The organism is Congregibacter sp. (assembly GCF_965660375.1).
Taxonomy (GTDB): Bacteria; Pseudomonadota; Gammaproteobacteria; order Pseudomonadales; family Halieaceae; genus Congregibacter.
Genome location: NZ_CBFHZO010000060.1, coordinates 1 through 21,849, shown reverse-complemented (window position 1 = coordinate 21,849; position 21,849 = coordinate 1). Strand labels below are relative to the sequence as shown.

Sequence of the window (21,849 nt, the reverse complement as noted above, 5' to 3'; positions counted from 1 at the left end):
GTTAGCCACATCCGCGGATACGTCATGTCAGAAAACACCCAACGCAAGAGCCTTCCTACGGACAAGTTCCTCACGGTCGCCGTCAATTTGATCCACAAGGCGCTCATTGAACCCAGTCGCACGGAAGCGAAAAGCCTGTACCGCGACCTCGAAGAAAATAAGGTCGTTGCCCTCACCAACCTGCGCATGGAGGACGGCAGCATGGTGCGCTTTGATCTCAGCCTGGACTACGAGCACTACCAGGGGCGCCTGAATTTCACCAGCTTCCGCACGGGGCTCACTATGCTGCTCTCGAGTATCGCTGAGGCAATCAAGGATCCCGCGTCACTGCGATCCTATGCCAATGAGTCTAAAGAGGGCTCGGTGATGTTCGGGATCACCGCGCTGACCGCCGAGGAAGGCAAGCCCAGCGTGTTGGTCCTCGCCGCTGATTCAGGAAAAGGCGGTGCCACCGTTGAGCTGCAACTTATGTACCTCGATCCCTCGCAGTTTGAGCAAACAGCGAAGGCCGACGCGGACTCTGCCGCCGGCTAAGGCACCGCCTGCCGAGTACTCTTTTTTAGCTGGGCGCGATAACTTCAGCGCTACCGCGCAGGAGGTCGCGACCGTCCTCATGGCATATTACGCAATCGATAATCACACGACCCCGGCGCTTTTTCTCACTCACCGTGAGCCGGATGATCAGTTGGTCTCCCGGCAGGGCCGGTTGCCGGAACTCCAGACTTTGGCGCAGATAAACGGTCCCCCGTCCGGGCAGGGAGTGGGCGAGACTGGCAGAAATCCAGCTCGCCAGCAGCATGCCGTGGGCAATACGATCCTCAAAACCCGCAGCGCGGGCAAAGTCAGCGTCGGTGTGCAGGGGATTGTGATCGCCACTGGCATCCGCAAAGGCATCGATATCGCTGCCCCGCAGCTGACGTTTGATCTCGCATTGCTGGCCTTCCTGCAATTCATCGTAGCTAAAGCTGGTTTCGGTGGTCACTGTGGGGCCTCTTTGTGCGGTGTATGCCGGGGATGGATTGCTGTGCTGGTAACAGGACTGATCACACAGTGCCAGCACCAAACATCACGGGAACAAGGGTACCCCTCAGGCGAGGTCCGGTGCTATGTCTGAGTTAGAGGGTTCGCAGGAGCAACAGGCACAGGTCCTCCGCGAGGTGCCGACGCTCAGCTATCCGGCGGAGCTGCCAGTGGCGGAGCACCGTCGGGAGATAGCGGAGGCGCTTCGTGACCATCAGGTGGTGATCGTGGCGGGGGAGACCGGATCGGGAAAGACCACCCAGCTGCCAAAGATTTGTATGGAGTTGGGTCGCGGCCGCGTTCAGCGTATCGGTCATACTCAACCTCGCCGCCTTGCCGCCCGCACCGTCGCGCAGCGCATCGCCGAAGAGGTGGGACTGCCCCTGGGTGATCTGGTGGGCTATCAGGTGCGTTTTCAGGAACAACTGGGGGAACGCACCGCGGTGAAGCTCATGACCGACGGGATTCTCCTTAGCGAAATGCAGCGGGATCGGGATCTGCGCCAGTACGACACGCTGATTATTGATGAGGCTCATGAAAGGAGTCTCAATATTGATTTCATTCTGGGTTATCTCAAGCGCCTGTTACCCCGTCGTCCCGACTTAAAAGTGCTGGTTACCAGTGCCACCATTGATGTGCAGCGTTTTTCTGAGCATTTTTCAAATGCCCCGGTTATCGAAGTTTCCGGACGAAGCTACCCGGTAACGACGCATTACCTGCCCCGGGATAGCAGCGATTCCGAGGACCTGCTGCGTCAGGTCGCTTCGGTGGTGAAGGATGTCCAGGCGGGGCGTCACGGAGAGCCCGGCGACATGTTGGTGTTTCTGTCCGGGGAGCGGGACATTCGGGATGTGGCGCGACAGCTGCGTGGCGCCGCGGGGCTGGATGTGCTGCCGCTTTACGCACGGCTCAGTCAGGGTGAACAGGCGCGGGTTTTTGGGCGTGGGGGCTCCCGGGGCTTGCGGGTCGTGTTGTCCACGAACGTTGCAGAAACCTCGGTCACCGTTCCTGGTATCCGCTTTGTTATCGATCCCGGTGAAGCCAGGATCAGTCGTTATTCCTACCGCACCCGGGTACAGCGCTTGCCCATCGAACCCATCTCCAGAGCCAGCGCCGATCAACGCCGGGGGCGCTGCGGCCGCGTAGGCCCCGGAGTCTGCCTGCGCCTGTACACCGAAGAGGATTATCTTAATCGGCCGGAGTTTACCGACCCCGAAATCAAGCGCAGTAACCTCGCCGCTGTCGTGCTTCAAATGCTGCAGCTGGGACTCGGCAACATTGCACAGTTTCCTTTTTTGGAACCGCCGGATAGCCGCCTTATTCGCGATGGCTACCGGCTTCTCGATGAGTTGGGTGCAGTTAACGCAAAAGAGCAGCTGACGCGGCTGGGGCGGCGTATGGCGACCTTTCCCATTGATCCCGCGCTATCGCGCATGGTTCTTGCGGCGCAGGAGTTCTCGGTGCTCCCGGAAATGCTGGTCATCGCCAGTGCCCTGTCGATTCAGGATCCGCGGGAGCGCCCGGCCGATCGTCAGTCCCAGGCCGACCAGGCCCACGCTCGTTTTGCCGATCCCCGCTCGGACTTTATGAGTCTGGTGAACCTCTGGCGCTACTACGAAGAGCAGCGTCAGGAGCTTAGTGAAAACAAGCTTCGAAAACTCTGCAAGCGCGAATACCTGTCATGGCTGCGCATGCGGGAGTGGCGGGACGTGCATCGGCAAATCAGCATTGCCTGTCGCAGCCAGGGTCTCAAACCTGCCCTTCAGTTATCGCAAGAGACTGATTACGCGGGGGTGCATAGGGCACTGCTCACCGGGCTGCTGGGCAATATCGCGCAGCAGGACGAACGTCGGGAATATCTCGCGGCCAGGAACCGGCGTTTGCAGTTGTTTCCTGGATCTGTGGTCTACCGGAAACCGCCGAAATGGCTGGTGGCGGGGGAGATTGTCGAGACGCAGCGGGTCTATGCCCGCAGCGCCGCTGCTATCGAGCCCCAGTGGCTCATGCAGGTAAATCCCGCGCTGCTTAAACACCAGTATTACGAACCCCGATGGCAGCGGGAGCAGGGCAGGGTGGTGGCCTGGCGCCGCACAACCTTGTTTGGTCTGACCATCAGCGATCGCGTGGCGGTGCATTACGCCAAAATCGATGCGCCCCTCTGCCGGGAGATCCTCATTCGCGAGGGTCTCATCGCCGGCCGCTGGTCAAAACCCCCGGCGTTTCTGAAGCACAATCTGCGTCTTCAGCGGGAGGTGGAGGATCTTGAATCTCGGGCTCGGCGGCGTGATCTGCTGGTGGACGAAGAGACGCTGTTTCGTTTTTACGACGAATGTCTCCCAGAGAATGCCACCAACAACACGTCACTTCTGGCCTGGCTCAAAGGCGACGAGAAACGGGGGAACCTGCTAAAACTCCGTCGGGACCAGCTGTTAACCCGTGATCCGGGGTCCCTGACCGATGCCTTTCCTGATCGTCTTGAGTGGGAAGGGCAGCGCTATCGCCTGAGCTATCAGTTCGCGCCAGGAAAAGAAGCGGACGGGGTTTCCATTACCGTGCCTCTCGGTTTGCTTAACCGACTCCCGCGATTTCGCTTGCAGTGGTTGGTGCCGGGAATACTTCGGGAAAAATGTGTGGCGCTGGTGAAGGGCCTGCCCAAGCCCCTGCGTAAGCAGATGGTGCCGGTGCCCGACTGGGTTGATCGGGCGCTGGCGCGCATGGAACCCGCGGATCGGCCTCTGACCGAAGCCCTCGGGGGGGCCTTGAAAGCTGTCGGGGGGCCCGGGATCGCGGCGGATGATTGGCCCCTTTCAGCGATTGATGATTACTACCGTATCAATCTCCGGGTGGTGGACGAAAAGGGCAAATTGCTGGCTCAGGGTCGCGACGTGGATGGCCTCATCAGTGAGTTTCAGGAAGCCACGCGTCAGCAGCTCAGCACCACTGACGGCAACTCTCCCGCACGTTCAGGGCTTGTTGCGTGGGACTTTCCGGAGCTTGCCAACGAGTATGCCTTTCGCCAGGCGGGGGTGGATATTCTGGCCTATCCGGCCCTTGAGGATGGGGGCGAAAGCGCCAATATTGCGCTCTTTGATTATCCTGGCGAGGCGTTTTTGGCGCATCGACGGGGGCTGGCGCGCTTGTTGATGCTATCCGCCAAGCCGGCTTTTCGGGATCTTCGTAAACGCTTTTTAAAGAGTAACGAGACCGCGTTACTGTTTGCGGCCCTCGATCTCTCCCGGGACGCGCTGCTCGACGAGGTGCTGCCTACCCTGGCGCTCAACGCATCAGGATTAGGATCGGGGCGCTGTCGGGATAAAGAGTCCTTTGACGCCGCCAGTGCGCAGCTTTCGCGATCGGTAATCACTCTGGCCAACGACCTGGAAGCGCAGCTGAAAAACACGCTGGTTGCCATGGGCGATGCCCTGCAGACATTGCATCGCCTTCCCGGGCAGTACGGGGAAGCCAAAGAGGATATGGCCGCACAGCGGCGGTATCTCCTGAGCGCCGCCGGTTTATTCGCCAAGGACACCGAGGAGCTACGTCACTATCCGCGCTATGCGAAGGCCATGGTGGTGCGGGCAGAGCGTCTCGCAGCCAACTACCGCAAGGATCAGGAGCACCAGGCTACCTTGGCTGCATTGGAATCCCCGATGGACGAGCTGTTGGCGGCAGTGCCCGGTGGTCCCCAGCTCTCTCCATCGCTGTATACCTTCCAGACGATGCTCCAGGAACTGCGAGTGTCCTTGTTCGCTCAGCATCTGGGCACCTCGAGACCAGTTTCCGTAAAACGCCTCAATGCGCAATGGGCGCTGGTGGAAACCTGGCACCAAAAAACCCTGGGGCGTTTGCCGGAAGCATTGTAAATATTGCCGCATAACCATCAGGGCGTTGGGGAAACTATGCGCCTCGTGACCAGTCTCCGCTCAGGAGCATGGAAAAACAGCGATCCGCGGTGCGCAGCTTGCTTCGCGGTTTATTGCCTGAGACGCTCGCTACGACCCGCGTAGACTGGTGATTTGCATCGCCTCTGGTATATCTTTTTACCTGATAATGCGCAGAACTTATTGGAATTTAGTGAGGGTTCAAAGCGTCTTATTCAGAAAGTTTGCAAGCTTATCCAGTAAGTGAGCAGGCCATATGCTGGGCCTATCCTGCGTACAAGAGGGAGAGGAAGACGGGAATAATCGTCCTGGCCATTTGCGCCGTATAATGACGTCAGTGCCGTAAAGTCCGGCAATATCGCTATCAAGACAGGCAGGATCACCAAAACCGGGTCGATTTTGCAACGCCACAGGCGTGCACACGGTAAAACCCCAGAGGAATCGAGTATCAGGGATCGAAGCATACAAGCAGCGTCAGCGCTCCTCACGGCCTCCGTGGGCTTTCCTCTGCGTGCGCCCCTGCAGGTCGGTAGAGCGCAGTGGCGGCGCCTGGGTATCTCGTTTCTGCTGATTGTTGGCGTATTCCTTGCGCCGGGAATCAAGGCCAATGACGATCCTCTCGAGGTGATAAACCGACCGATTTTCGCGGTAAACGACGTGCTTGATCGTTGGGCTTTGCGTCCCATTGCCAAAGGGTATGACTATGTGATGCCCGCACCTGCCCAGCGCGGTGTCAGTAACTTTTTTGCCAATCTTTACGATGTTACCAGCACGTTCAACGCCGTATTGCAGTGGCGGTGGGAAGGCGCGGGGCAGAGTGGCGGACGTTTTCTGGTGAACTCCACCCTGGGGTTGGCCGGTTTGTTCGATGTTGCCACGCCCATGGGTATCCGATCCTACCGCACGGATTTTGGGCAGACACTGGCGCTTTGGGGCGTTCCCGAGGGACCCTATCTGATGCTGCCGCTATTTGGCCCACGTACCTTTCGCAGTGGGACCGGAACCCTCGTAGACACCTTTGCCCTGTCGGTTCCTCCCTACGTGGATGATCGCGCTGTGCGCAACAGTATCTGGGGGCTCGAACTGGTTCATGGGCGGGCGAGGCTTTTGGGCTCTGATGAGCTGATTTCCGGTGACCGCTACATTTTTGTCCGCGACGCCTATCTCCAGCAGCGAGCATCGTTTGTGAACGATGGCGAGATTCAGGACGATTTTGCGGATTTTGAGGACGCCTGGGAGCAGGAGCTGTAGGGTTTATCCACTTGTCCGGCCGCTCACGGCCAAAATTGTGAATTCCTCCTCAAAGCAGAGAGCCTCGGTTGCCTGTGCGAGACGGCAGGCGTAGGGTTCTGCTAACTATTTTGATGAAGTAATAACGGATGGCCTATAGCGGTAAGGTACTGGTCATTGACGACGATCTGAACCGGGGCGGCGATCTTGCTGACCTGGCCTCTTCTGCCGGCTTTACCACTTCCGTAGCAAATTCTTTGGATTCCTTTAGTGCATCGTTGGGTGAAAACAGCGATTGGGATGTGGTGCTATGCGATATACAGGCCACCCCTGAAGCCTGGGCGGAGGAGGGGGCCAGCCTTCGGGAGCTGAACATTCAGGTTCCTGTAATGATGTTCAGCAGCGAATCGCGCTCCGCCAGCATGATGCGGGCCTTGCGCCTGGGCGCTAACGACTTCTTTGCGACGCCTCTGGACGATCCCGAAGCGCTGCTGGCCTCTATGGAGCGCTGTGTTCGTCTGCGATCCATGAGCCGTGAGCTGCAGCAATCCCGGCAAAAGCTGGAGGCCGCCAACCGCGAGCTCAAAAACACCGTGCGCGTACTGGAGAAAGACCAGCAGGCGGGCCGTCAGGTGCAGATGCGCATGCTGCCCAGTTCACCCATGGTGGTGAGCGACTATATGTTCAGCCACACGATTATTCCCTCGCTGTATCTAAGCGGCGACTTTACCGATTACTTCACCGTTGACGATCATTACGTTGTGTTTTTTATGGCCGACGTATCGGGCCACGGAAGCTCATCGGCCTTTACCACCGTGCTTTTGAAAAACCTGTTTGCCCGGAAGCGCTCCGATTATTTGCGCCGCAATGACAATACGATTTTAAGTCCCGTGTCCATGCTCAGTCTCGCGAACCGGGAGCTTCTTGAGTTGGATGTGGGGAAGTACGCCACCATGGTGGTAGGCATGCTGGACCAGGTTCGAAATACCCTGCATTACAGCGTGGCGGGTCATCTGCCGCTGCCTGTGCTGGTATCCGATGCCGGTGCGGTTTATCTCGAAGGTGAAGGGAACGCAGTGGGGATGATGCGCGACGCCCAGTACAATGACTACAGTGTGGATCTACCCGAGGCGTTTATGCTGGCGCTGTTCTCCGACGGTATTCTGGAAATTCTGCCCCCGAAGAACCTCGTGGAAAAAGAAACGTTTTTCCTCGATGTTTTTGCACGAACAGCGGACACGCCCGAGGAGTTAGTGTCAAAGCTGGGACTGGACAGCGCTGAGACCGCGCCCGATGATATAGCCGCGCTTTTTGTGAGCAAACGTGTGAGTGATGAGTCATGAGTGATGGCCAGGTGCTGGCAGCACGGAAGGACGGCGCCTATGTGCTGCGTCTGGTGGGCGACGTCCGCTTGACGCTCTGTGCTTCCATAGAAGACTACGTTGACAGCATGCTGGACGACCCGGAGTTTTGCAGCGTCTGGGTTGATCTCTGTGATGTAGAGGGTATCGACAGCACAACCCTCGGTCAGCTGGCCAAGCTGGCGATGTCTGTTCATGATCGTTTTGAGTTCCGCCCCGCGATTTATTGCTGCGATGCCGGTATTAACCGTCTGCTTGGCAGCATGGGACTGGATCGTCTTTTTGAAATGCACGCGAAAACCTGCTGTGCGACAGGCGGTGGCCAGAGTATTCCCATGGTCCCGGGAAGCGAGGACGATGTGCGCCAGAAGGTGTTAGAAGCTCACCGTACGCTTATGGATGTATCTTCTGAAAACCGTGAACGCTTCAGTGAACTGGTAGCGACGCTCGAGCGCCACTGACCCTTACACCGCGCTCTCAAGCGATTGAGCACCTCATGGTTTTAGTATGAGCGCAGGCCCTCTAATCTTACGCCTCTTTCGCCGCAATTTTTCCACGGATGAAGTCCTCGTGATTAACGTAGATCAGTTCGGATGCACGGCGGATCAGGTGCTCTTCATATTTGCTCAGTGATTGATCGGCGTAGGCAACTCGCCACATGGCGTCAATGAGCCTGCATTTTCCATCGTAGTCGTAATGATCGTTCACCAGGCGGGTAAACTCATAGAGAGAGGTGGCGTTGTCCACGGCGTCGTTGGCTTCGCTCATCAGCGCGTCCACGGTCGTTTTATCCAGGGCGAGGGTTCCTGTCAGCAGTTGCGCCATGGCGGCTTCCTCCTCGGCGTCCTGGGCAAAGTCGGCGCGCGCAACTTCGATGAGAAGCGCGGCGGTGGCGATGCGTCGGACCTCGTCGGGCGTTTTTTCGTTTTCCTCAGGCCCCTCCAGAAACAGTTTTTTAAGCACATCAATCACAGTTCGCTCACCAGTGTTTCCAGTCGCCGCTGGTCAGCGATGAAATTGCGTATGCCCTCGGCAAGCTTTTCTGTCGCCATGGCATCCTCGTTGATCGCAAGACGGAAATCTTCCTCCGTCAGTAGAGTCTTGTCGTCGTCGCTGCCCGCCTTGTCTGGGGCGAGTCTCCGCGGCAACGCTCCCTTGTCGCTGGCCAACTCCTCAAGCAGCGCCGGACTGATGGTCAGGCGGTCGCAGCCTGCGAGCGCCTCGATTTCGCCGCAATTGCGGAAGCTCGCCCCCATGACCACCGTGGTGTAGCCATGCTGTTTGTAATAGTCGTAGATACGCTTTACGGACTGCACGCCGGGGTCATCGTCACCGCTGTTCACCTGCAGGTCCGTATTGGCCTTATACCAATCCAGTATGCGACCCACAAAGGGCGAAATGAGAAACACGCCAGCATCGGCACAGGCCTGAGCCTGGGGAAACCCGAACAGCAGGGTGAGGTTACATTGGATACCCTCCTGTTCCAGCTGCTGCGCTGCGCTGATACCTTCCCAGGTGGATGCGGTCTTAATGAGAATGCGCTCCCGGGCAATGCCAGCTTCCTCGTACAAGCCGATGAGTCGCTTTGCCCGTTCCATGGTGCCGGTACGATCAAAGGATAGCCTTGCATCTACCTCGGTGGACACCCGTCCCGGTACGATGCTCAGAATCTCTGTGCCCACCGCAACGGCAAAATAATCGCAGCAGGCTGCGAGCTGCTCGCGGTCGCTACCGCCCTCGCTGCTCGCGCGGGCCTTGGCCGCCCGAAGGATATCCTGATAATGGGGAAGAGCTGCGGCCTTCAATAACAGTGAAGGGTTAGTGGTGGCATCCAGCGGCGTGAAGCGACGGATCGCTTCAATGTCACCCGTGTCGGCCACTACGTCAGTCATGGTTTTGAGTTGGCTTAGCTTGTCGGTCATGGGGTTCTCTGCTTATGGCCTCGTTGCAGCCTGGCTCAGGCGGCCAGCTGTGTGACTTCGTTGACGGCAGCCCGGAGGACGTCGACCCCGGCCCCGGGACGATGCGCCTGCTCGCTGAGGAGACGCCGGTATCGCTTGGCACCCGGTACTTCCTGATACAAGCCCAGCAAATGCCGGGTAATCTGGTTCAGGCGTGTCCCATTGCTCAATTCTCTCTCGACGTAGGGCAAGATCGCCTCGATGACGTCCTCACGATAGCGGGGCTGTTTCGCATCTCCAAACAGGCGCTGGTCGACCTCGGCTAATATCCAGGGATTGTGATAGGCGCTGCGTCCAAGCATTACACCATCCACGTGACCAAGATGTGTCCCCGAGTCTTCCAGGGTCTCGATACCGCCATTGATCACAATGGTCAGCTCAGGAAAATCCCCCTTGAGTTGATACACCCAGGGATAATTCAGGGGAGGAACCTCGCGGTTTTCCTTGGGCGACAGCCCCTTGAGCCACGCTTTGCGGGCGTGCACGATGAAAACCTCGGAGCCACCTTCGGCCACGGTGCCGACAAAATGGCAAAGCTCCCCATAACTTTCCATGTGATCAATACCAATGCGATGTTTCACCGTGACATCGATGGAGCAGGCACCTCGCATGGCTGACACGCTGTCGCGCACGAGCGCCGGCTCACCCATGAGGCAGGCCCCGAAAGCGCCATTCTGTACACGGTCAGAGGGGCAGCCACAATTGAGGTTGACCTCGTCGTAACCCCACTCCTCAGCCCACTTTGCACAGCGCGCCAGGTCTTCAGGATTGGAGCCACCCAGCTGGAGGGCTATGGGTGCTTCCTCCTCATGAAACTGCAAAAACCGCTGGCGGTCTCCGTGGATGAGGGCGCCAGTGGTGACCATCTCGGTGTATAGGCGCGCGCGGTGGGTCAGCAGACGCCAGAAGTAGCGACAGTGACGATCCGACCAATCCATCATGGGGGCGGTGCAAAAACGCCAGGGCGAGGGTTCTCTTTTTATTGGCAGGTCTGAAGGCATTGACTGGGGGAAATGCGCCGAATCCATGGAGTGAAGAAGCGCGCAATTGTATCGACACCCGGGATTGGTTGCACGTCAGTCCCCTGGCGAAGACTAGGTCCACGGGGCTTTAAGGCTCTCCTTTGGTCGGTTGGATTCACCAATGCGCCTCCTGTAAGGTAAAAAACCCAGTAGCAACTACAAAGGAGTTTCATGATCCCTTTCAAGTCCATGACAGCACAGTTTTGTTACTTCTTTGCGGCAGCGGTGATGACTACCGTTTGTAGTAGCTGTGGGGTTAACGATGAGGGGCGGTGGAAAGATGCTGAGGGCGCCGAAGAGTTCTTTGGCGGTAGCGTCACAAGACAAGGTTTATCAGAGGGTGATATGGAGTCGCTGATGCCAGATTGCGACGCCATGCTCAGCGCTGCGCAAAGCAGCCTTGAAGAAGCCGGGTCGCCGGGAGGTCGGGTGCTCATTCAGATTTGTTCCAAAGACGGTCTGGGATTCGGGAATGAACTTCGCTGCGTTGATGATCGTCTGCAGGTCCGCTGTCTTTAAGTCGCTCTCAAACGGCCTTTGTAAACCCGCGTCGCTCATTTAGGCGGCAGCACCGCTCTATGGCAAAAACAAATCAGTCTCTTCACTCTGCGGTGCTGAAGCGATATCTCGACTGGGTAAAGACCAGCATCTGGCTGATCCCCACCTTGCTCTCGCTTCTGGCCATAGTCCTTGCGATCGTCGCCCTGGATATCGACAGAAACCTTGGCCAGTGGGGTATTGCGTCTCCGGATTTTGGTATGGACGTGGAGGCTACCCGTCAGTTGATGGGAGTGCTCGCCTCCGCCTTCGTCAGTGTGGGAGGCATTTCTTTTTCTGTAACCATGGTCGCCCTGACGCTGACCTCGGGACAGTACGGCCCCAAGGTTCTGCGACACTTTCTGGAAAACACGAGAAACAAGGTCTCTCTGGGGATTTTCTTTGGTACCGCGGTCTACGCCCTGGCGGTCTCTATCAGTCTTCATCCCGGGGACGAGTCCCGTCTATCGGTGTATATCGCGCTGGCGCTGGCGATGCTGGCCCTGATTGAATTCATTGGATTCATTCATCGCACGGCTATTGATCTTCAGGCGGATCAGCTGATTCAGCGCCTGGGTAGACAGTTGCGTCAGGACATGGCGAGACTTTGTGACAACGAGGACATGCCCGAGCGGCAATCGAACACTCTGTCTTTTCGTAAAGCCGCTGCAGGAATGCAAAAGCAGACCCTCTGCGCCGTAGCCGAGGGATATATTCAGACGGTCGATTACGCAACTCTCGTGGAGACGTTACGGCATCTCGATGCCATCGCTATTCTGCGCGCCAGACCTGGGGACTTTATTATTCCCGGCTCGGAGTTGTTGCGGATATGGTCGGCCGACGGCATTGATCTCGATGATGTCGGGAGCCAGCTGCGTAGGGAAATCTCCACAGGGCCCATTCGAACGCCGATTCAGGACCCGGAATTCCCCATCACACAGATCCAGCAAATAGCAGCCCGTGCGTTGTCTACGGGCATTAACGACCCGGGTACTGCCATTACCTGCATAGATTGGCTCACCCTCGCACTGTCGGAAGTAGTGGATGCGGATTTGCCGGGTAGCGTTGTGCTGGGGCGTGAAAAGGATGCGCGCCTGCTCCTTAGCCCCGTGGACTTTGCTTATCTTGTGGAACTCATTTATGCGTCCATGCGTCAGTCGAGTTCAGACGACCTGCAGGTCAGTTTGCGACTCATGCAGTCGCTGATTCGACTCGCGGCGCTTACCCTGCGTCAGGATCGTCTTTCCCTGCTCCGGGCCGAAGGAGAGCGAATCTGGGCGCAAATCGATAGCGAGGCTCATTCTTCCCACGATCTGTCCCCGGTCAGGCAAAGCCTACAGCGCCTCCTGGCGGGAACCAACAAATCCTCATCGCAAATCAGCGCATGAAGGCTAAGGACCCTCGTCCCGCCGATGGAGCCACAGAAGTATCGAGGTGCCCAGGATTGCGGCGGTCAGCGATCCCATGAGGATGCCCAGTTTGGCGTCTTCCTGAAGGGAGGCTGCATTTTCAAAGGCCAGTGAATTCACAAACAGCGACATGGTAAAACCAATACCCGCCAGACAGGCAAGACCCACCAGATGCGCAAAAACCAGATCCTCAGGCATGCGGGCAACACCGAGTTTGAGGCCTAGCCAAGCAAAGGCACTGATACCTACCGTTTTACCCACGGTGAGTCCAAGGGCCGCCGCCAGAGGCACGGGGGCGGTAAACAGATAGCCCAGGTTATCGGGTAACAGCACTCCCGCATTCAGGAAGGCAAATACCGGTACGATCATAAGACTCACGGGAGTGTCCATGGCCCGCTCCCAGCGCTGTAAGGGGGTAATGGTGGCGCGGGCAACTTTTCGCGCCTCTTCGGCCAGTTCCTCGTGCTCGTTTTTCTCCAGTACGCTCCGATCCGGATCGTGGTTTTTGCGAAAGCGTGGGACGATATCCTCCATCTTTTCAAGAAACCACGTCGTGCTCCCATAGGGGCGCGCCGGTACCGCCATAGCGGCCACGATGCCTGCTGTGGTCGCGTGGACCCCGGACTGAAGTACGAACCACCAAAGTGCAATGCCCAGTAGCCCGTAGGGGAGGGGGCGCCTGAATCCCGACAGGTTCAGTACCGCCAGCAGCAACAGTACAAAGAGCGCGTTGAGTAAAGGCGCCATGAATACCTCATCGGTATAGAAGATACTGATGACCATAACGGCGCCGATATCGTCCAGGATCGCCAGCGCTGACAAGAGTACGATGGCAACCCGGGGTACGCGGTTGCCCATAGCCGCCAGAATGCCCAGGGCAAAAGCGGTATCTGTGGCCATGGGTATGCCCCAGCCCCGCGCCGCATCCGCGCCGGTTATCAGGTTTACACCGAGATAGACGAGGGCGGGGAGGACCATGCCTCCGGCGGCCATGAAAAAAACCAGACTGGACTTGCGCACATCCCGCAGTTCTCCCGCGATAAGTTCGCGTTTGATTTCCAGGCCCAGAAGGAAAAAGAACAGCACCATCAAACCGTCGTTGATCCAGTGCTTGAGGGACATATCAACCGCCATGGAACCCAGGGAAACACCCAGAGGCACGTGTTTGATTTTCTCGTAGAGATCCTGGAAACCGCTATTCGCCATCACCATAGCCAGTGAAACAGCGACTGCGAGGAGGATGCCGGTGGCAGCCTGACTGCGAACGAACTGATTCAGAGGCGCCAGGAGCTTTTCTGCGGGTTTCTCCAGCGGGGCTTTCTCGCGATGATTATCTTCTTTGGAGGACACTAAAGGCTCCCTTTTGGTGAAATGTAAATTGATGCATCGATGTCGGTGCCGAATGAATACTGCAGAGCGCTGAGTGAAGAGCGTTAAATTACGCTAGGGTAATCAGGGCTTCCCCACGCCGGGAATGCCTGGTTCTGTCAGCATCATGGGATCCAGGAGCGCCTCGAGTTGTTCCCGACTGAGATCGGTTTTCTCCAGGGCCACATCCAGTACGCTTCTCTGGCTTGCTTCAACTTCTTTCATAATTGTCGCGCCCTGGGCGTAGCCAATATGGCTGTTCAGTGCGGTGACGAGAATCGGGTTGTGCGATAGCCTCTCGGCGAGGTGGTCGCTGTTAACTATAAAACCACTGATCGCTTTCTCATTTAAGGATCCTGCACTACGAGCAAGGAGGGTGACGGCTTCCAGTAAATTGCGGGCAATAAGTGGCAGCATCACGTTGAGCTGGAAATTGCCCGACTGACCGGCGGCTGTGATGGAAGCGTGGAGGCCGCTTACCTGAATGCAGGCCATGGCCACCGCTTCCGGTATTACCGGGTTGACCTTGCCCGGCATGATGCTGCTGCCGGGCTGCAGGGCAGGCAGAGCCAGTTCGCTCAACCCGGAGTGAGGCCCGCTGTTCATCCATCGAAGATCATTACTGAGCTTCAGGAGCGCTGTGGCTACAACATTCAGTTGCCCGCTCATGCTGACCGACGCATCCTGACTGCCGAGATTGCAGAAGCCGTCCTGTGCGAGAAACGTCTGGTCCGCGGCTCTTGAAAGATAGCGAGCGACCGCCGGCCCGAACTCCCTGGGTGTGTTGACACCGGTGCCCACCGCTGTCGCACCGATGGGTAATTGTCTGAGGCGCCCGAGAGACCACTCAACGCCTTTTCGGGCGTCTGCAATGTCCGCAGCCCACGCTCCCAGTTCCTGATCGAGCCGGATAGGCATGGCGTCCATGAGATGGGTGCGTCCGGTTTTTACGACGCCTGAAAATTCACTCGCGCGCGCCCGCAATCCTTGCTCAAGGTCTGCAAGAGCGGGGAGAAGTTCTTTGACGGCGACTGTGCAAACCGCGTGCTGCAGCGTACTGGGGATCACGTCGTTGCTGCTCTGTCCCAGGTTTACGTGATCGTTGGGATGGACCTCCCGGGCGATTTTCTGGCTTGCGAGGCGCGCAAGCACCTCATTCATGTTCATGTTGCTGCTGGTGCCAGAGCCCGTCTGGTAGACATCGACGGGAAAATGCCGGGCGTAGTCGCCCTGCATGATTTGTTCAGCAGCGTCGATCAAAGCGCTCGCTACAGCGTTATCTAGAAGACCAAGCTCGGCGTTTGCCGACGCGGCGGCAGCTTTTATGGCTGCAAGAGATTGAATAAATGCAGGGGGGAGGGCTTCGCCACCAATGGAAAAGTTGTCTATTGCACGCTGCGTTTGAGCGCCCCAGAGGGCGTTTTCCGGTACTTTTACTACGCCGAGGCTATCGCGTTCTTCGCGCCATTTCCCGACATCAATGGGGTCCTCGTTCGCTTGCATGTTTGTCTCCGTTGCTTGGGTCAGTATTGAAAGCTCTCCCTGTACTTTTCGTAACTGCGGCGTCAGGCCGCCTGCAAGAGTATCTGCTGGCAAAGGGAGCCTTCGCTAACGATGTAGGGCACCTGTTCCTTGCTGACAATCCTGGCAGCCCCGGTTTTTCTCAGGCGCTCGACTACCTCAGAAAATCCGGACTCGTTCCAGAAGCTGTCTCGGACGGTGAAGCTCACGAAGCCGTCCGGAGCCGTTACCCTGACAAGTTCCCTGAGGGCCCCGGGGCCAACATGTCCGGAGGTAAAGGTGCCCACACATGCAGTGGCGTTGTAACTCTGGTCGGGGATTTCCAGCGGCTGATTGAGGTCCGCTCTGAGCAGCGTGCGGTAGCAGCCTTTGTTGGCGGCAACCTCGAGCATGTCAGGGGAGTAATCGAGTCCATCGATGAATGAAACCCCGGCCTCAGCCAGATACTTGCCTACAAGTCCCGTGCCGCAACCGGCGTCGAGAATTGTGCTGTTAGCGCCGGGGAGGTGTGCAAGGAGCGTTTCTGCGCATTGTCTGGGGGCAACATAGCCCGCTCCATCGACGAGGTCTTCATCATAGCCCTCAGCCCATTCGCTATAGACGCTCTCCAGCTGATCTAAGGATTTTGCACGTAACACCCGGTCATGAATGTCGGATCGCTTGCCCACGGTCTTCCCTCCCACTTACGAAGTGTGAAGAAACCCTATCATGGCTGCTTCGGAAGTGCAGGCGGGGGTATGGAGTGGCTAGCCTGGGGGGGAATGCCGGCTTTTAGTGGCCGGCGATCTCCGAGTACATGGGGGCAAGTCGCGCGAGCAGTGCATTCTGCGTGCCCGTGGGCACATCCCTGGCCTCCATGGCCTGAATAAGGTCACTCACAACGGTATTGAACTGTGCCCGGTCGATGTTCATGCCCCGGTGTGTTGCCTCCATGCTATCGCCTTCGTACTGACAGGGTCCGCCACTGACGGCGCAAAGTTGCAGGGCAAACTGCGTCCTGAAGCGTTCAATATTCGTATTGGCAAACAGGGGCAGAGACCGCTCGTTGTCCGCAAGGGCGTAAAGAAATTCATCCACAATAGCTTCAATACCCTGCTGTTGACCCAGTTCGCGATAAAGAGCGTCGGGCTCCGGTTCTACCATAGCGCAGGCGGTGAGGAGGGTGGTTGTGGCAAGGGTTGCGATGGCGGCGGTGGTGGTACCTCTCATGAAACTCCCGGCAGGAAAAGCCGACCAGGTTCGGAGCGCAGCGGCCAGCACTGGGTAAGCAGCGGCCATCAATGGGTAAATTGTAGCGATAGGTAAAAGCCTCGTTGGTCCGTCAATCCGGCGATGTCGCCCAGATCCGTGTAAGCCCCGATTAACGATACGCGCTTGCCGGGGAACCACCCTACAAACAGATCCGCCCAGGCATCCTCGCTGACGCTCTGGAGCTGATCCGGTTTTTGTCGATACTCAAAACCCAGGACCCAGCGGCGGCTGAGAAAAATGCCCAGGGAGCCCTCTGCCACCAGCTGAGGACTGTCGCCGTCGGGATAGCCAAATCCCAGCAAACCCGTCTGGTGAGCCTCTGTATAGCGAAGAGTGGCATTGGCGAAAACGTTTCGTCCTGCAAAGGCGTCCAGCCAGAGACGACTGGCCGACAGCGTGTAGTCCATGCCCTCATCATCAGCTGCCCCCAATAACTCGGGTACCGTACTGTCGCGGTTTTTCTTCCACTGCATACCCGCGGTGATCATCGGGGTTTTGCCGTAGATCAAGTCGCCGCCCAAACGGAGCTTGCCGCCGAGGATATCCTGCTGGATCTCAAGCCCAAGCGGTGCCACATCGAGGGTCTGCCTGGCAAAACTGAGTTCAAATCGATTGTGATAGCTCACCGCAAGGCCTGCGACATCCAGGGTGAAATCATCTACCGCTACCCGGGTCGCAGCCGCGCTTACTCCGTATTCACCGACATCGCCATAACCGGCGAGTAATGCCCAGGGGACGATGCCGCCGCCTGCCTGCCCCTCAATTTGCTGCCCACCGGAGGTGCCCAGGAGTTTGCTGTCCCCGGTAGCGGGGAGGGCAGTCGCCGCCAGCGCGACGGACAGGAGAACCGTAGATGCGTTAAAGGCCCGCATGATGATCCAGCGTCTCGATCATATGTGCCGTGCTTTGGGCTTCCTGCGCGAGAAGCTCGCGTAACGCACGAACCGTCATGGGCTTGGCTAGGAGGTAGCCCTGAATCACATCGCAATGCATATCACGAAGGAGCGCCAGGATTGCCGCGGTTTCCACACCCTCTGCGACAACTTCCAATCCGAGGTGATGGGCCATGTCGATGGTAGATCGCACAATAAGTCGGTCGCCCAGCTCTTCGTCTATGGTGTCTACCAGGCTGCGATCCAGCTTGAGTTCCCGAACCGGCAGACTCCGCAGCTGCGCCAGGGACGAAAACCCCGTGCCGTAGTCGTCGATGGAGATGCGCATGCCGAGCTTCTCTACCCGTTCCATATTCCGTCGTGCGGAGTCGGCATCGGCCATCATGGCGGTTTCTGTCACTTCCAGCTCCACCGAATCCACGGGAAGCCCGGCTTGTTGTACATCCTCAAGAATGCCGTCGACAAAACCCTCCTGAAGTACATCAAGTCCTGACAGGTTGACGCTGATGGCTATGTCGATACCCGCCTTGCGTAAATTCACCTGGTCCTCGATCACCCGGGCAACCACCCACTCGCTGAGCTTGCTGATGATGCCCGTTTGCTCGGCGATGGTAATAAACTCATCAGGGAATACCTTGCCCAATTCGGGATCGTCCCAGCGGATGAGCGCCTCAGCGCTGTTAATACGGCGCTCGCCGATGCTGAACTTGGGCTGATACAGCAGATGAAAAACGTCTTCGCCAATGGCCTCCTGGAGACGGTTGGCAATGCGGATCTGGCGCAGGTGAGACTCGTCCTGACCTAGGGAATACACGGCAAATTCCTGACCCTGGTTGCGTGCAAGGCTCAGCGCCAACTGCGCTCGGCGTTGAAGATCATCAAAGTCGCTGCCATGGCTGGGACTGAAGGAAAAACCGAGGCGCAGATCCGGGCGAACGGGTACGCCATTGATTAGCAGCGGGTCCTGGCTTTGCTCGTTGATTTTTTCGATGACGGAACCTGTTTCGTCGGGGCCGAGGCCCTGTAAAAACAGGAGAATCTGTTGATCACCCACGCGACCCGCCATATCGCCGCGGCGGAGACTATGCGTCACGCGCTGAGAGGCTGCCCGCAACACCTCGTCGCCAAATTCGCTGCCATAGAGGTCCCGCACCTGGGCCAGGTTTTCCAGTTCCATGAGTGCCAGACCAAAGGATGCCCGGATGGGGTGTTCCCGAAGATAACGCTGATAGAGGGTGTACATGTAATTGCGATTTGGCAGCTGTGTCAGAAGATCATGCTGTGCCTGATGTTGTATCCGAAATTCACGTTCCGCGACGGTGTCCTGCATGACGCTGAGGGCTTCCGCCAGGGTGTCGAGCTCGGTGCCGCTGTCTAACTTGAGGTCATAGGAGTACTCGCCGTTGGCGATGCGCTGGGCGGCGGTCACCATGTCTTTCACCGGTCCGGTAATCCACCGTGATGCCGCCAGGGCGAGGAGGATTGCCAGCACAAGGGCAATCAATGCGATGGCAATCAGTTGCAAACGGAGCGGGTTGTATTCAGCCAGCGCGGCATCCAGGGAAAGGGACAGTAACAAATCCGTGCGCAGTGCTGTTGCTGTGGCATCAACTTTCAGGGGGACGGGGCGGGTGAGCCAACCCTGCTCGCCAAGCACCTCGACCACGTCATCCACCTTGAGCGTCGCGAGCTCCCGGGCAAAGCCGAGTGTAGAGATGAGCTGCGTGGAGTCTGCTGTTTGTCCCGACACCATGAGACTGACGTCTGCATTCGTCAGCTGTGCTAATTCCGACAGTGTCTGCTCATCCAGCTCTTCACCAATCACAAGCCAGCCAATGGGGGCGGGCGCGAGCACGGGGCTCACCACTAGTTGATAGACGCGATTATCCACGACTTCAAGCATGGTGTCGGTTTTAAGGGATGTGGTATCGATACTCGTCAGGAGGGACGCGGGCACCTCCTTCGCATCTGCAGAGGTCAGCACGATGGAACGGTCCGTATCCAACAAAATCGCGAGATCAGCATTCAGCCGTTCGCCGTGATTTGCCAGGGCAGAGAGAACGGTGTTTCTGTCGTTACTGGCAACCGCCGCCTTGAAGGCAAAATCGGCGGTGACCACGCCCACGCGCTCTCCAAGGGATTCGGCCCGCTGCGCGAGAGCAAAGCGGGCGATGCGGTCCCGCACCTCCAGCTCACTGGTCACCAGGGTTGTGACGTTGGCGTTTGCCGCACGCAGCGCAGCTACGGTGGATGCCAGAAGGGCCGCTCCAAGCAAACCTACCAGGAGGGCCAGCAAGCGCCCCGCAAGGCTACTTGGGATCACGGGAGAACTGCTTGAGGAGGGACTCCAGTTGGGCTGTACTCTTGGGCGCCTGTGGGTCCGACCAGGTAAAAGGCAGCTGCCAGGAATAAGCGTCTGATCCAACCCTTGTCAGTTCATTCAACGTCATCTCCAAGGGTTCGTCACCGAGAGACGGATGCCATATTCGTACCGCAAGTGTGCCATCGGGCAGGCTGGCACGGCCCGAACCATTGCTCTGCACAATCGCATCGTTACTCACGACAATGTAGGCCTGCATGTTGTCGTGGATGTTACAGCCGAGGGCGACGATACCCTCATTAGCAAAGCGCACGGGCTCGGCTTCGTTCGCGCGGTATAACTTTCTCTCGAAGGCATTGCCCTCGGAAAAGGAATACACATGGTGGCGCGTGTCGTCACTGTTAGGAAAAAAGACATTGGTGCCTGGCTTCACGCTGCTGATAAAGGGCTCAAAGCGTTTGTTGCGCTGATCAACGTTCCGGGACGGGGCTGCCGCTCTGCCAGAGCTTCCATCATCCGGCATCGTCTGTTGCAGCGACGGGGCTGCGGACATCGGCCAGACCACTACGTCAGAGAGCGGCGCCCCGGTCTCATCCTCGAACAACAGCTGACTATCGGCGAGGGCGCCCTTCGTGAACGCCAGTGTGCCTAGCAGGGAGAGTGTGACCGCAAGGGCTGCTGCTGGTAAATAACTGTAGAGCGCGGCGCTGGCTAAAAAAAGCCTTGGCATTGGGTTTCCTGTCCACATCACGGTGATACGTGGCCGCATGATGCCATTCACTGGCCAAGAGGCAAGGCAGAACGCACAATAGTCATCAAATATGTGATCAAATCCCCCTCCCGGTCCAAGCTAGCGAGGCAGCATGCAAAACACACTCTCAGGTCTTTTTTCGATGTCAGCGGCGGCGCTGCTGTCTACCACTCTCGCACTCCCGGCTTGGAGCGCGGATTCGGCGACGTTCATGGTCATTGATGGTCATAATGATCTGCCCTGGCAATACCACGAGCGCTACGGTAACCGGCTTGCACCCCTGGATGTGGCAAAGCGACAGGAGGGCATGGAGCCGCCCCTGCATACGGATATTCCGCGATTGCGGGAGGGTGGTGTGGGAGCCCAGTTCTGGTCCGTTTACATTCCCATCGACAGCTACGGCGGTGCAGCGGGTGACGCGGCGCGGGTTCTGCAACAAATGGACGTAGTGCGCCGACTGGTGGAGCGTTACCCCGATGACCTCGTCCTGGCCATGACCGCCGAAGATATACGCCGCGCGGCCGCCGAGGGAAAAATAGGGTCCCTCATGGGTATCGAGGGCGGCCACGCCATTGAGAACTCTCTGGGGACTCTCCGGTCCCTGTATGCCGCCGGCGCCCGCTATATGACGCTCACGCACAGCAAGGGTTTGGCCTGGGCGGACTCAGCCACGGATGCGCCGCGTCACGATGGCCTCACGACATTCGGAGAGACCGTGGTTGGGGAAATGAACCGACTGGGGATGCTTGTGGATTTGTCCCACGTGACCGAGGCCACCATGCATGACGCTTTAGATTCCGTAACAGCACCGGTGATTTTTTCCCATTCCTCGGCACGGGGTCTTAATGATCATCCGCGTAACGTGCCTGACGCCGTGCTCAAACGCCTCCCGGAAAATGGCGGCGTGGTTATGGTGACCTTTGTGCCTGGCTACATTTCTCAGGAGCGGCGGGATTGGGACCTGGCAAGAACCGGCGAGGAAGCCCGTTTAAAAGCCATGCATCCCTACGATGAGACCCTTCAGGAAGCGGGTCTTGCCGAGTGGGAATCTACTCACGCCAAGCCAGAGGCAACCCTGGCTCAGGTGGCGGATCACATCGACCATATCCGCAAGCTTGCGGGTGTTGAGCATATTGGCCTCGGCGGTGACTTCGATGGCATCAGTTCTGTGGTGCAGGGACTTGAAGATGTGTCCACTTACCCGGCGCTCTTTGCGGAGCTGAAACGTCGCGGTTACAGCGATGCGGACTGTGAGGCTATCGGTGGCGAAAATGTTCTGCGGGTGCTTCAAGCCAACGAAGAGGAAGCGCAGCGCCTCCAGAAG

19 protein-coding genes are annotated in these 21,849 nt (G+C 57.9%); 8 read left to right on the top strand and 11 right to left on the bottom strand.

The window, feature by feature from the left end:
• Positions 1-24: 24 nt before the first annotated feature.
• Positions 25-534: a hypothetical protein gene (locus ACTG3T_RS05305; RefSeq protein WP_439101225.1), complete on the top strand. Its 510-nt coding sequence runs from the start codon at positions 25-27 to the stop codon at positions 532-534.
• Between the two features lie 25 nt (positions 535-559).
• Here the strand turns inward: ACTG3T_RS05305 and ACTG3T_RS05300 are convergent, their stop codons facing one another.
• Positions 560-982 carry a MaoC family dehydratase gene (locus ACTG3T_RS05300; protein ID WP_439101224.1) on the bottom strand — a complete coding sequence of 141 codons (423 nt, stop codon included), beginning with the start codon at positions 980-982 and terminating at the stop codon, positions 560-562.
• Between the two features lie 124 nt (positions 983-1,106).
• Between ACTG3T_RS05300 and hrpA the strand changes: the two genes are divergently transcribed.
• The 4 genes from hrpA (at position 1,107) to ACTG3T_RS05280 (ending at position 7,953) form a co-directional block, all read left to right on the top strand.
• On the top strand, positions 1,107-4,883 hold the full coding sequence (gene hrpA, locus ACTG3T_RS05295; RefSeq protein WP_439101223.1) for an ATP-dependent RNA helicase HrpA: 3,777 nt from the start codon (positions 1,107-1,109) through the stop codon (positions 4,881-4,883).
• Between the two features lie 513 nt (positions 4,884-5,396).
• Positions 5,397-6,152: an MlaA family lipoprotein gene (locus ACTG3T_RS05290; protein ID WP_439101222.1), complete on the top strand. Its 756-nt coding sequence runs from the start codon at positions 5,397-5,399 to the stop codon at positions 6,150-6,152.
• A 128-nt stretch (positions 6,153-6,280) separates the two neighbouring features.
• A complete protein-coding gene (locus ACTG3T_RS05285; protein WP_439101221.1) occupies positions 6,281-7,474 on the top strand; it encodes a PP2C family protein-serine/threonine phosphatase in 1,194 nt (397 codons plus the stop codon).
• Positions 7,471-7,953, top strand: a complete 483-nt coding sequence (locus ACTG3T_RS05280; RefSeq protein ID WP_439101220.1) for an STAS domain-containing protein — start codon at positions 7,471-7,473, stop codon at positions 7,951-7,953. The genes ACTG3T_RS05285 and ACTG3T_RS05280 overlap by 4 nt, the downstream gene beginning before the upstream one ends.
• A gap of 67 nt (positions 7,954-8,020) precedes the next feature.
• Here ACTG3T_RS05280 and ACTG3T_RS05275 read toward each other — a convergent pair whose 3' ends face one another.
• Genes ACTG3T_RS05275 through dusA form a run of 3 tightly spaced genes read right to left on the bottom strand, consistent with a single transcriptional unit; the run spans position 8,021 to position 10,391 of the window.
• Complete coding sequence (locus tag ACTG3T_RS05275) at positions 8,021-8,464, bottom strand: TerB family tellurite resistance protein (protein ID WP_439101219.1); 444 nt, start codon at positions 8,462-8,464, stop codon at positions 8,021-8,023.
• The gene (gene tal, locus ACTG3T_RS05270) at positions 8,461-9,414 is read right to left on the bottom strand and encodes a transaldolase (RefSeq protein WP_439101218.1); all 954 of its coding nucleotides are present in this window, start codon (positions 9,412-9,414) and stop codon (positions 8,461-8,463) included. The genes ACTG3T_RS05275 and tal overlap by 4 nt, the downstream gene beginning before the upstream one ends.
• A 35-nt stretch (positions 9,415-9,449) precedes the next feature.
• Entirely contained in the window at positions 9,450-10,391 is a 942-nt protein-coding gene (gene dusA / locus ACTG3T_RS05265) for a tRNA dihydrouridine(20/20a) synthase DusA (protein WP_439101235.1), read from the bottom strand.
• A 255-nt stretch (positions 10,392-10,646) separates the two neighbouring features.
• Here dusA and ACTG3T_RS05260 point away from each other — a divergent pair, with 255 nt between their 5' ends.
• Both ACTG3T_RS05260 and ACTG3T_RS05255 read left to right on the top strand, forming a co-directional pair.
• Positions 10,647-10,994 (top strand): hypothetical protein, encoded by a 348-nt coding sequence (locus ACTG3T_RS05260; RefSeq protein ID WP_439101217.1) that lies wholly within the window; start codon positions 10,647-10,649, stop codon positions 10,992-10,994.
• Between the two features lie 59 nt (positions 10,995-11,053).
• Positions 11,054-12,400, top strand: coding sequence for a DUF2254 domain-containing protein (locus ACTG3T_RS05255; RefSeq protein WP_439101216.1), 1,347 nt, complete (start codon positions 11,054-11,056; stop codon positions 12,398-12,400).
• A 3-nt stretch (positions 12,401-12,403) separates the two neighbouring features.
• Here ACTG3T_RS05255 and nhaA read toward each other — a convergent pair whose 3' ends face one another.
• The 7 genes from nhaA to ACTG3T_RS05220 form a co-directional block, all read right to left on the bottom strand.
• Positions 12,404-13,771 (bottom strand): Na+/H+ antiporter NhaA, encoded by a 1,368-nt coding sequence (gene nhaA, locus ACTG3T_RS05250; protein WP_439101215.1) that lies wholly within the window; start codon positions 13,769-13,771, stop codon positions 12,404-12,406.
• A 102-nt stretch (positions 13,772-13,873) separates the two neighbouring features.
• Complete coding sequence (locus ACTG3T_RS05245; protein WP_439101214.1) at positions 13,874-15,292, bottom strand: class II fumarate hydratase; 1,419 nt, start codon at positions 15,290-15,292, stop codon at positions 13,874-13,876.
• Between the two features lie 62 nt (positions 15,293-15,354).
• Positions 15,355-15,978 carry a class I SAM-dependent DNA methyltransferase gene (locus tag ACTG3T_RS05240; protein WP_439101213.1) on the bottom strand — a complete coding sequence of 208 codons (624 nt, stop codon included), beginning with the start codon at positions 15,976-15,978 and terminating at the stop codon, positions 15,355-15,357.
• Between the two features lie 103 nt (positions 15,979-16,081).
• Entirely contained in the window at positions 16,082-16,519 is a 438-nt protein-coding gene (locus ACTG3T_RS05235; protein ID WP_439101212.1) for a group I truncated hemoglobin, read from the bottom strand.
• A 68-nt stretch (positions 16,520-16,587) separates the two neighbouring features.
• Complete coding sequence (locus ACTG3T_RS05230; protein ID WP_439101211.1) at positions 16,588-17,433, bottom strand: DUF3034 family protein; 846 nt, start codon at positions 17,431-17,433, stop codon at positions 16,588-16,590.
• Entirely contained in the window at positions 17,420-19,777 is a 2,358-nt protein-coding gene (locus ACTG3T_RS05225) for a putative bifunctional diguanylate cyclase/phosphodiesterase (protein WP_439101210.1), read from the bottom strand. Before ACTG3T_RS05225 ends, ACTG3T_RS05230 begins: the two co-directional genes overlap by 14 nt.
• Positions 19,764-20,504, bottom strand: coding sequence for a hypothetical protein (locus ACTG3T_RS05220; RefSeq protein ID WP_439101209.1), 741 nt, complete (start codon positions 20,502-20,504; stop codon positions 19,764-19,766). Before ACTG3T_RS05220 ends, ACTG3T_RS05225 begins: the two co-directional genes overlap by 14 nt.
• A gap of 133 nt (positions 20,505-20,637) precedes the next feature.
• On the opposite strand from ACTG3T_RS05220, the gene ACTG3T_RS05215 reads away from it, so the two are divergent.
• A partial coding sequence (locus ACTG3T_RS05215; RefSeq protein WP_439101208.1) for a dipeptidase occupies positions 20,638-21,849 on the top strand: 1,212 nt, incomplete at its 3' end.

Bases quoted from the DNA above. Each gene is read 5' to 3' on its own strand.
- hrpA (WP_439101223.1), top strand. From the start codon at position 1,107: ATGTCTGAGTTAGAGGGTTCGCAGGAGCAACAGGCACAGGTCCTCCGC.
- ACTG3T_RS05230 (WP_439101211.1), bottom strand. From the start codon at position 17,433: ATGCGGGCCTTTAACGCATCTACGGTTCTCCTGTCCGTCGCGCTGGCG.
- ACTG3T_RS05220 (WP_439101209.1), bottom strand. From the start codon at position 20,504: ATGCCAAGGCTTTTTTTAGCCAGCGCCGCGCTCTACAGTTATTTACCA.
- ACTG3T_RS05280 (WP_439101220.1), top strand. From the start codon at position 7,471: ATGAGTGATGGCCAGGTGCTGGCAGCACGGAAGGACGGCGCCTATGTG.
- ACTG3T_RS05255 (WP_439101216.1), top strand. From the start codon at position 11,054: ATGGCAAAAACAAATCAGTCTCTTCACTCTGCGGTGCTGAAGCGATAT.
- dusA (WP_439101235.1), bottom strand. From the start codon at position 10,391: ATGGATTGGTCGGATCGTCACTGTCGCTACTTCTGGCGTCTGCTGACC.
- ACTG3T_RS05305 (WP_439101225.1), top strand. From the start codon at position 25: ATGTCAGAAAACACCCAACGCAAGAGCCTTCCTACGGACAAGTTCCTC.
- ACTG3T_RS05260 (WP_439101217.1), top strand. From the start codon at position 10,647: ATGATCCCTTTCAAGTCCATGACAGCACAGTTTTGTTACTTCTTTGCG.
- ACTG3T_RS05285 (WP_439101221.1), top strand. From the start codon at position 6,281: ATGGCCTATAGCGGTAAGGTACTGGTCATTGACGACGATCTGAACCGG.
- ACTG3T_RS05245 (WP_439101214.1), bottom strand. From the start codon at position 15,292: ATGCAAGCGAACGAGGACCCCATTGATGTCGGGAAATGGCGCGAAGAA.
- ACTG3T_RS05235 (WP_439101212.1), bottom strand. From the start codon at position 16,519: ATGAGAGGTACCACCACCGCCGCCATCGCAACCCTTGCCACAACCACC.
- tal (WP_439101218.1), bottom strand. From the start codon at position 9,414: ATGACCGACAAGCTAAGCCAACTCAAAACCATGACTGACGTAGTGGCC.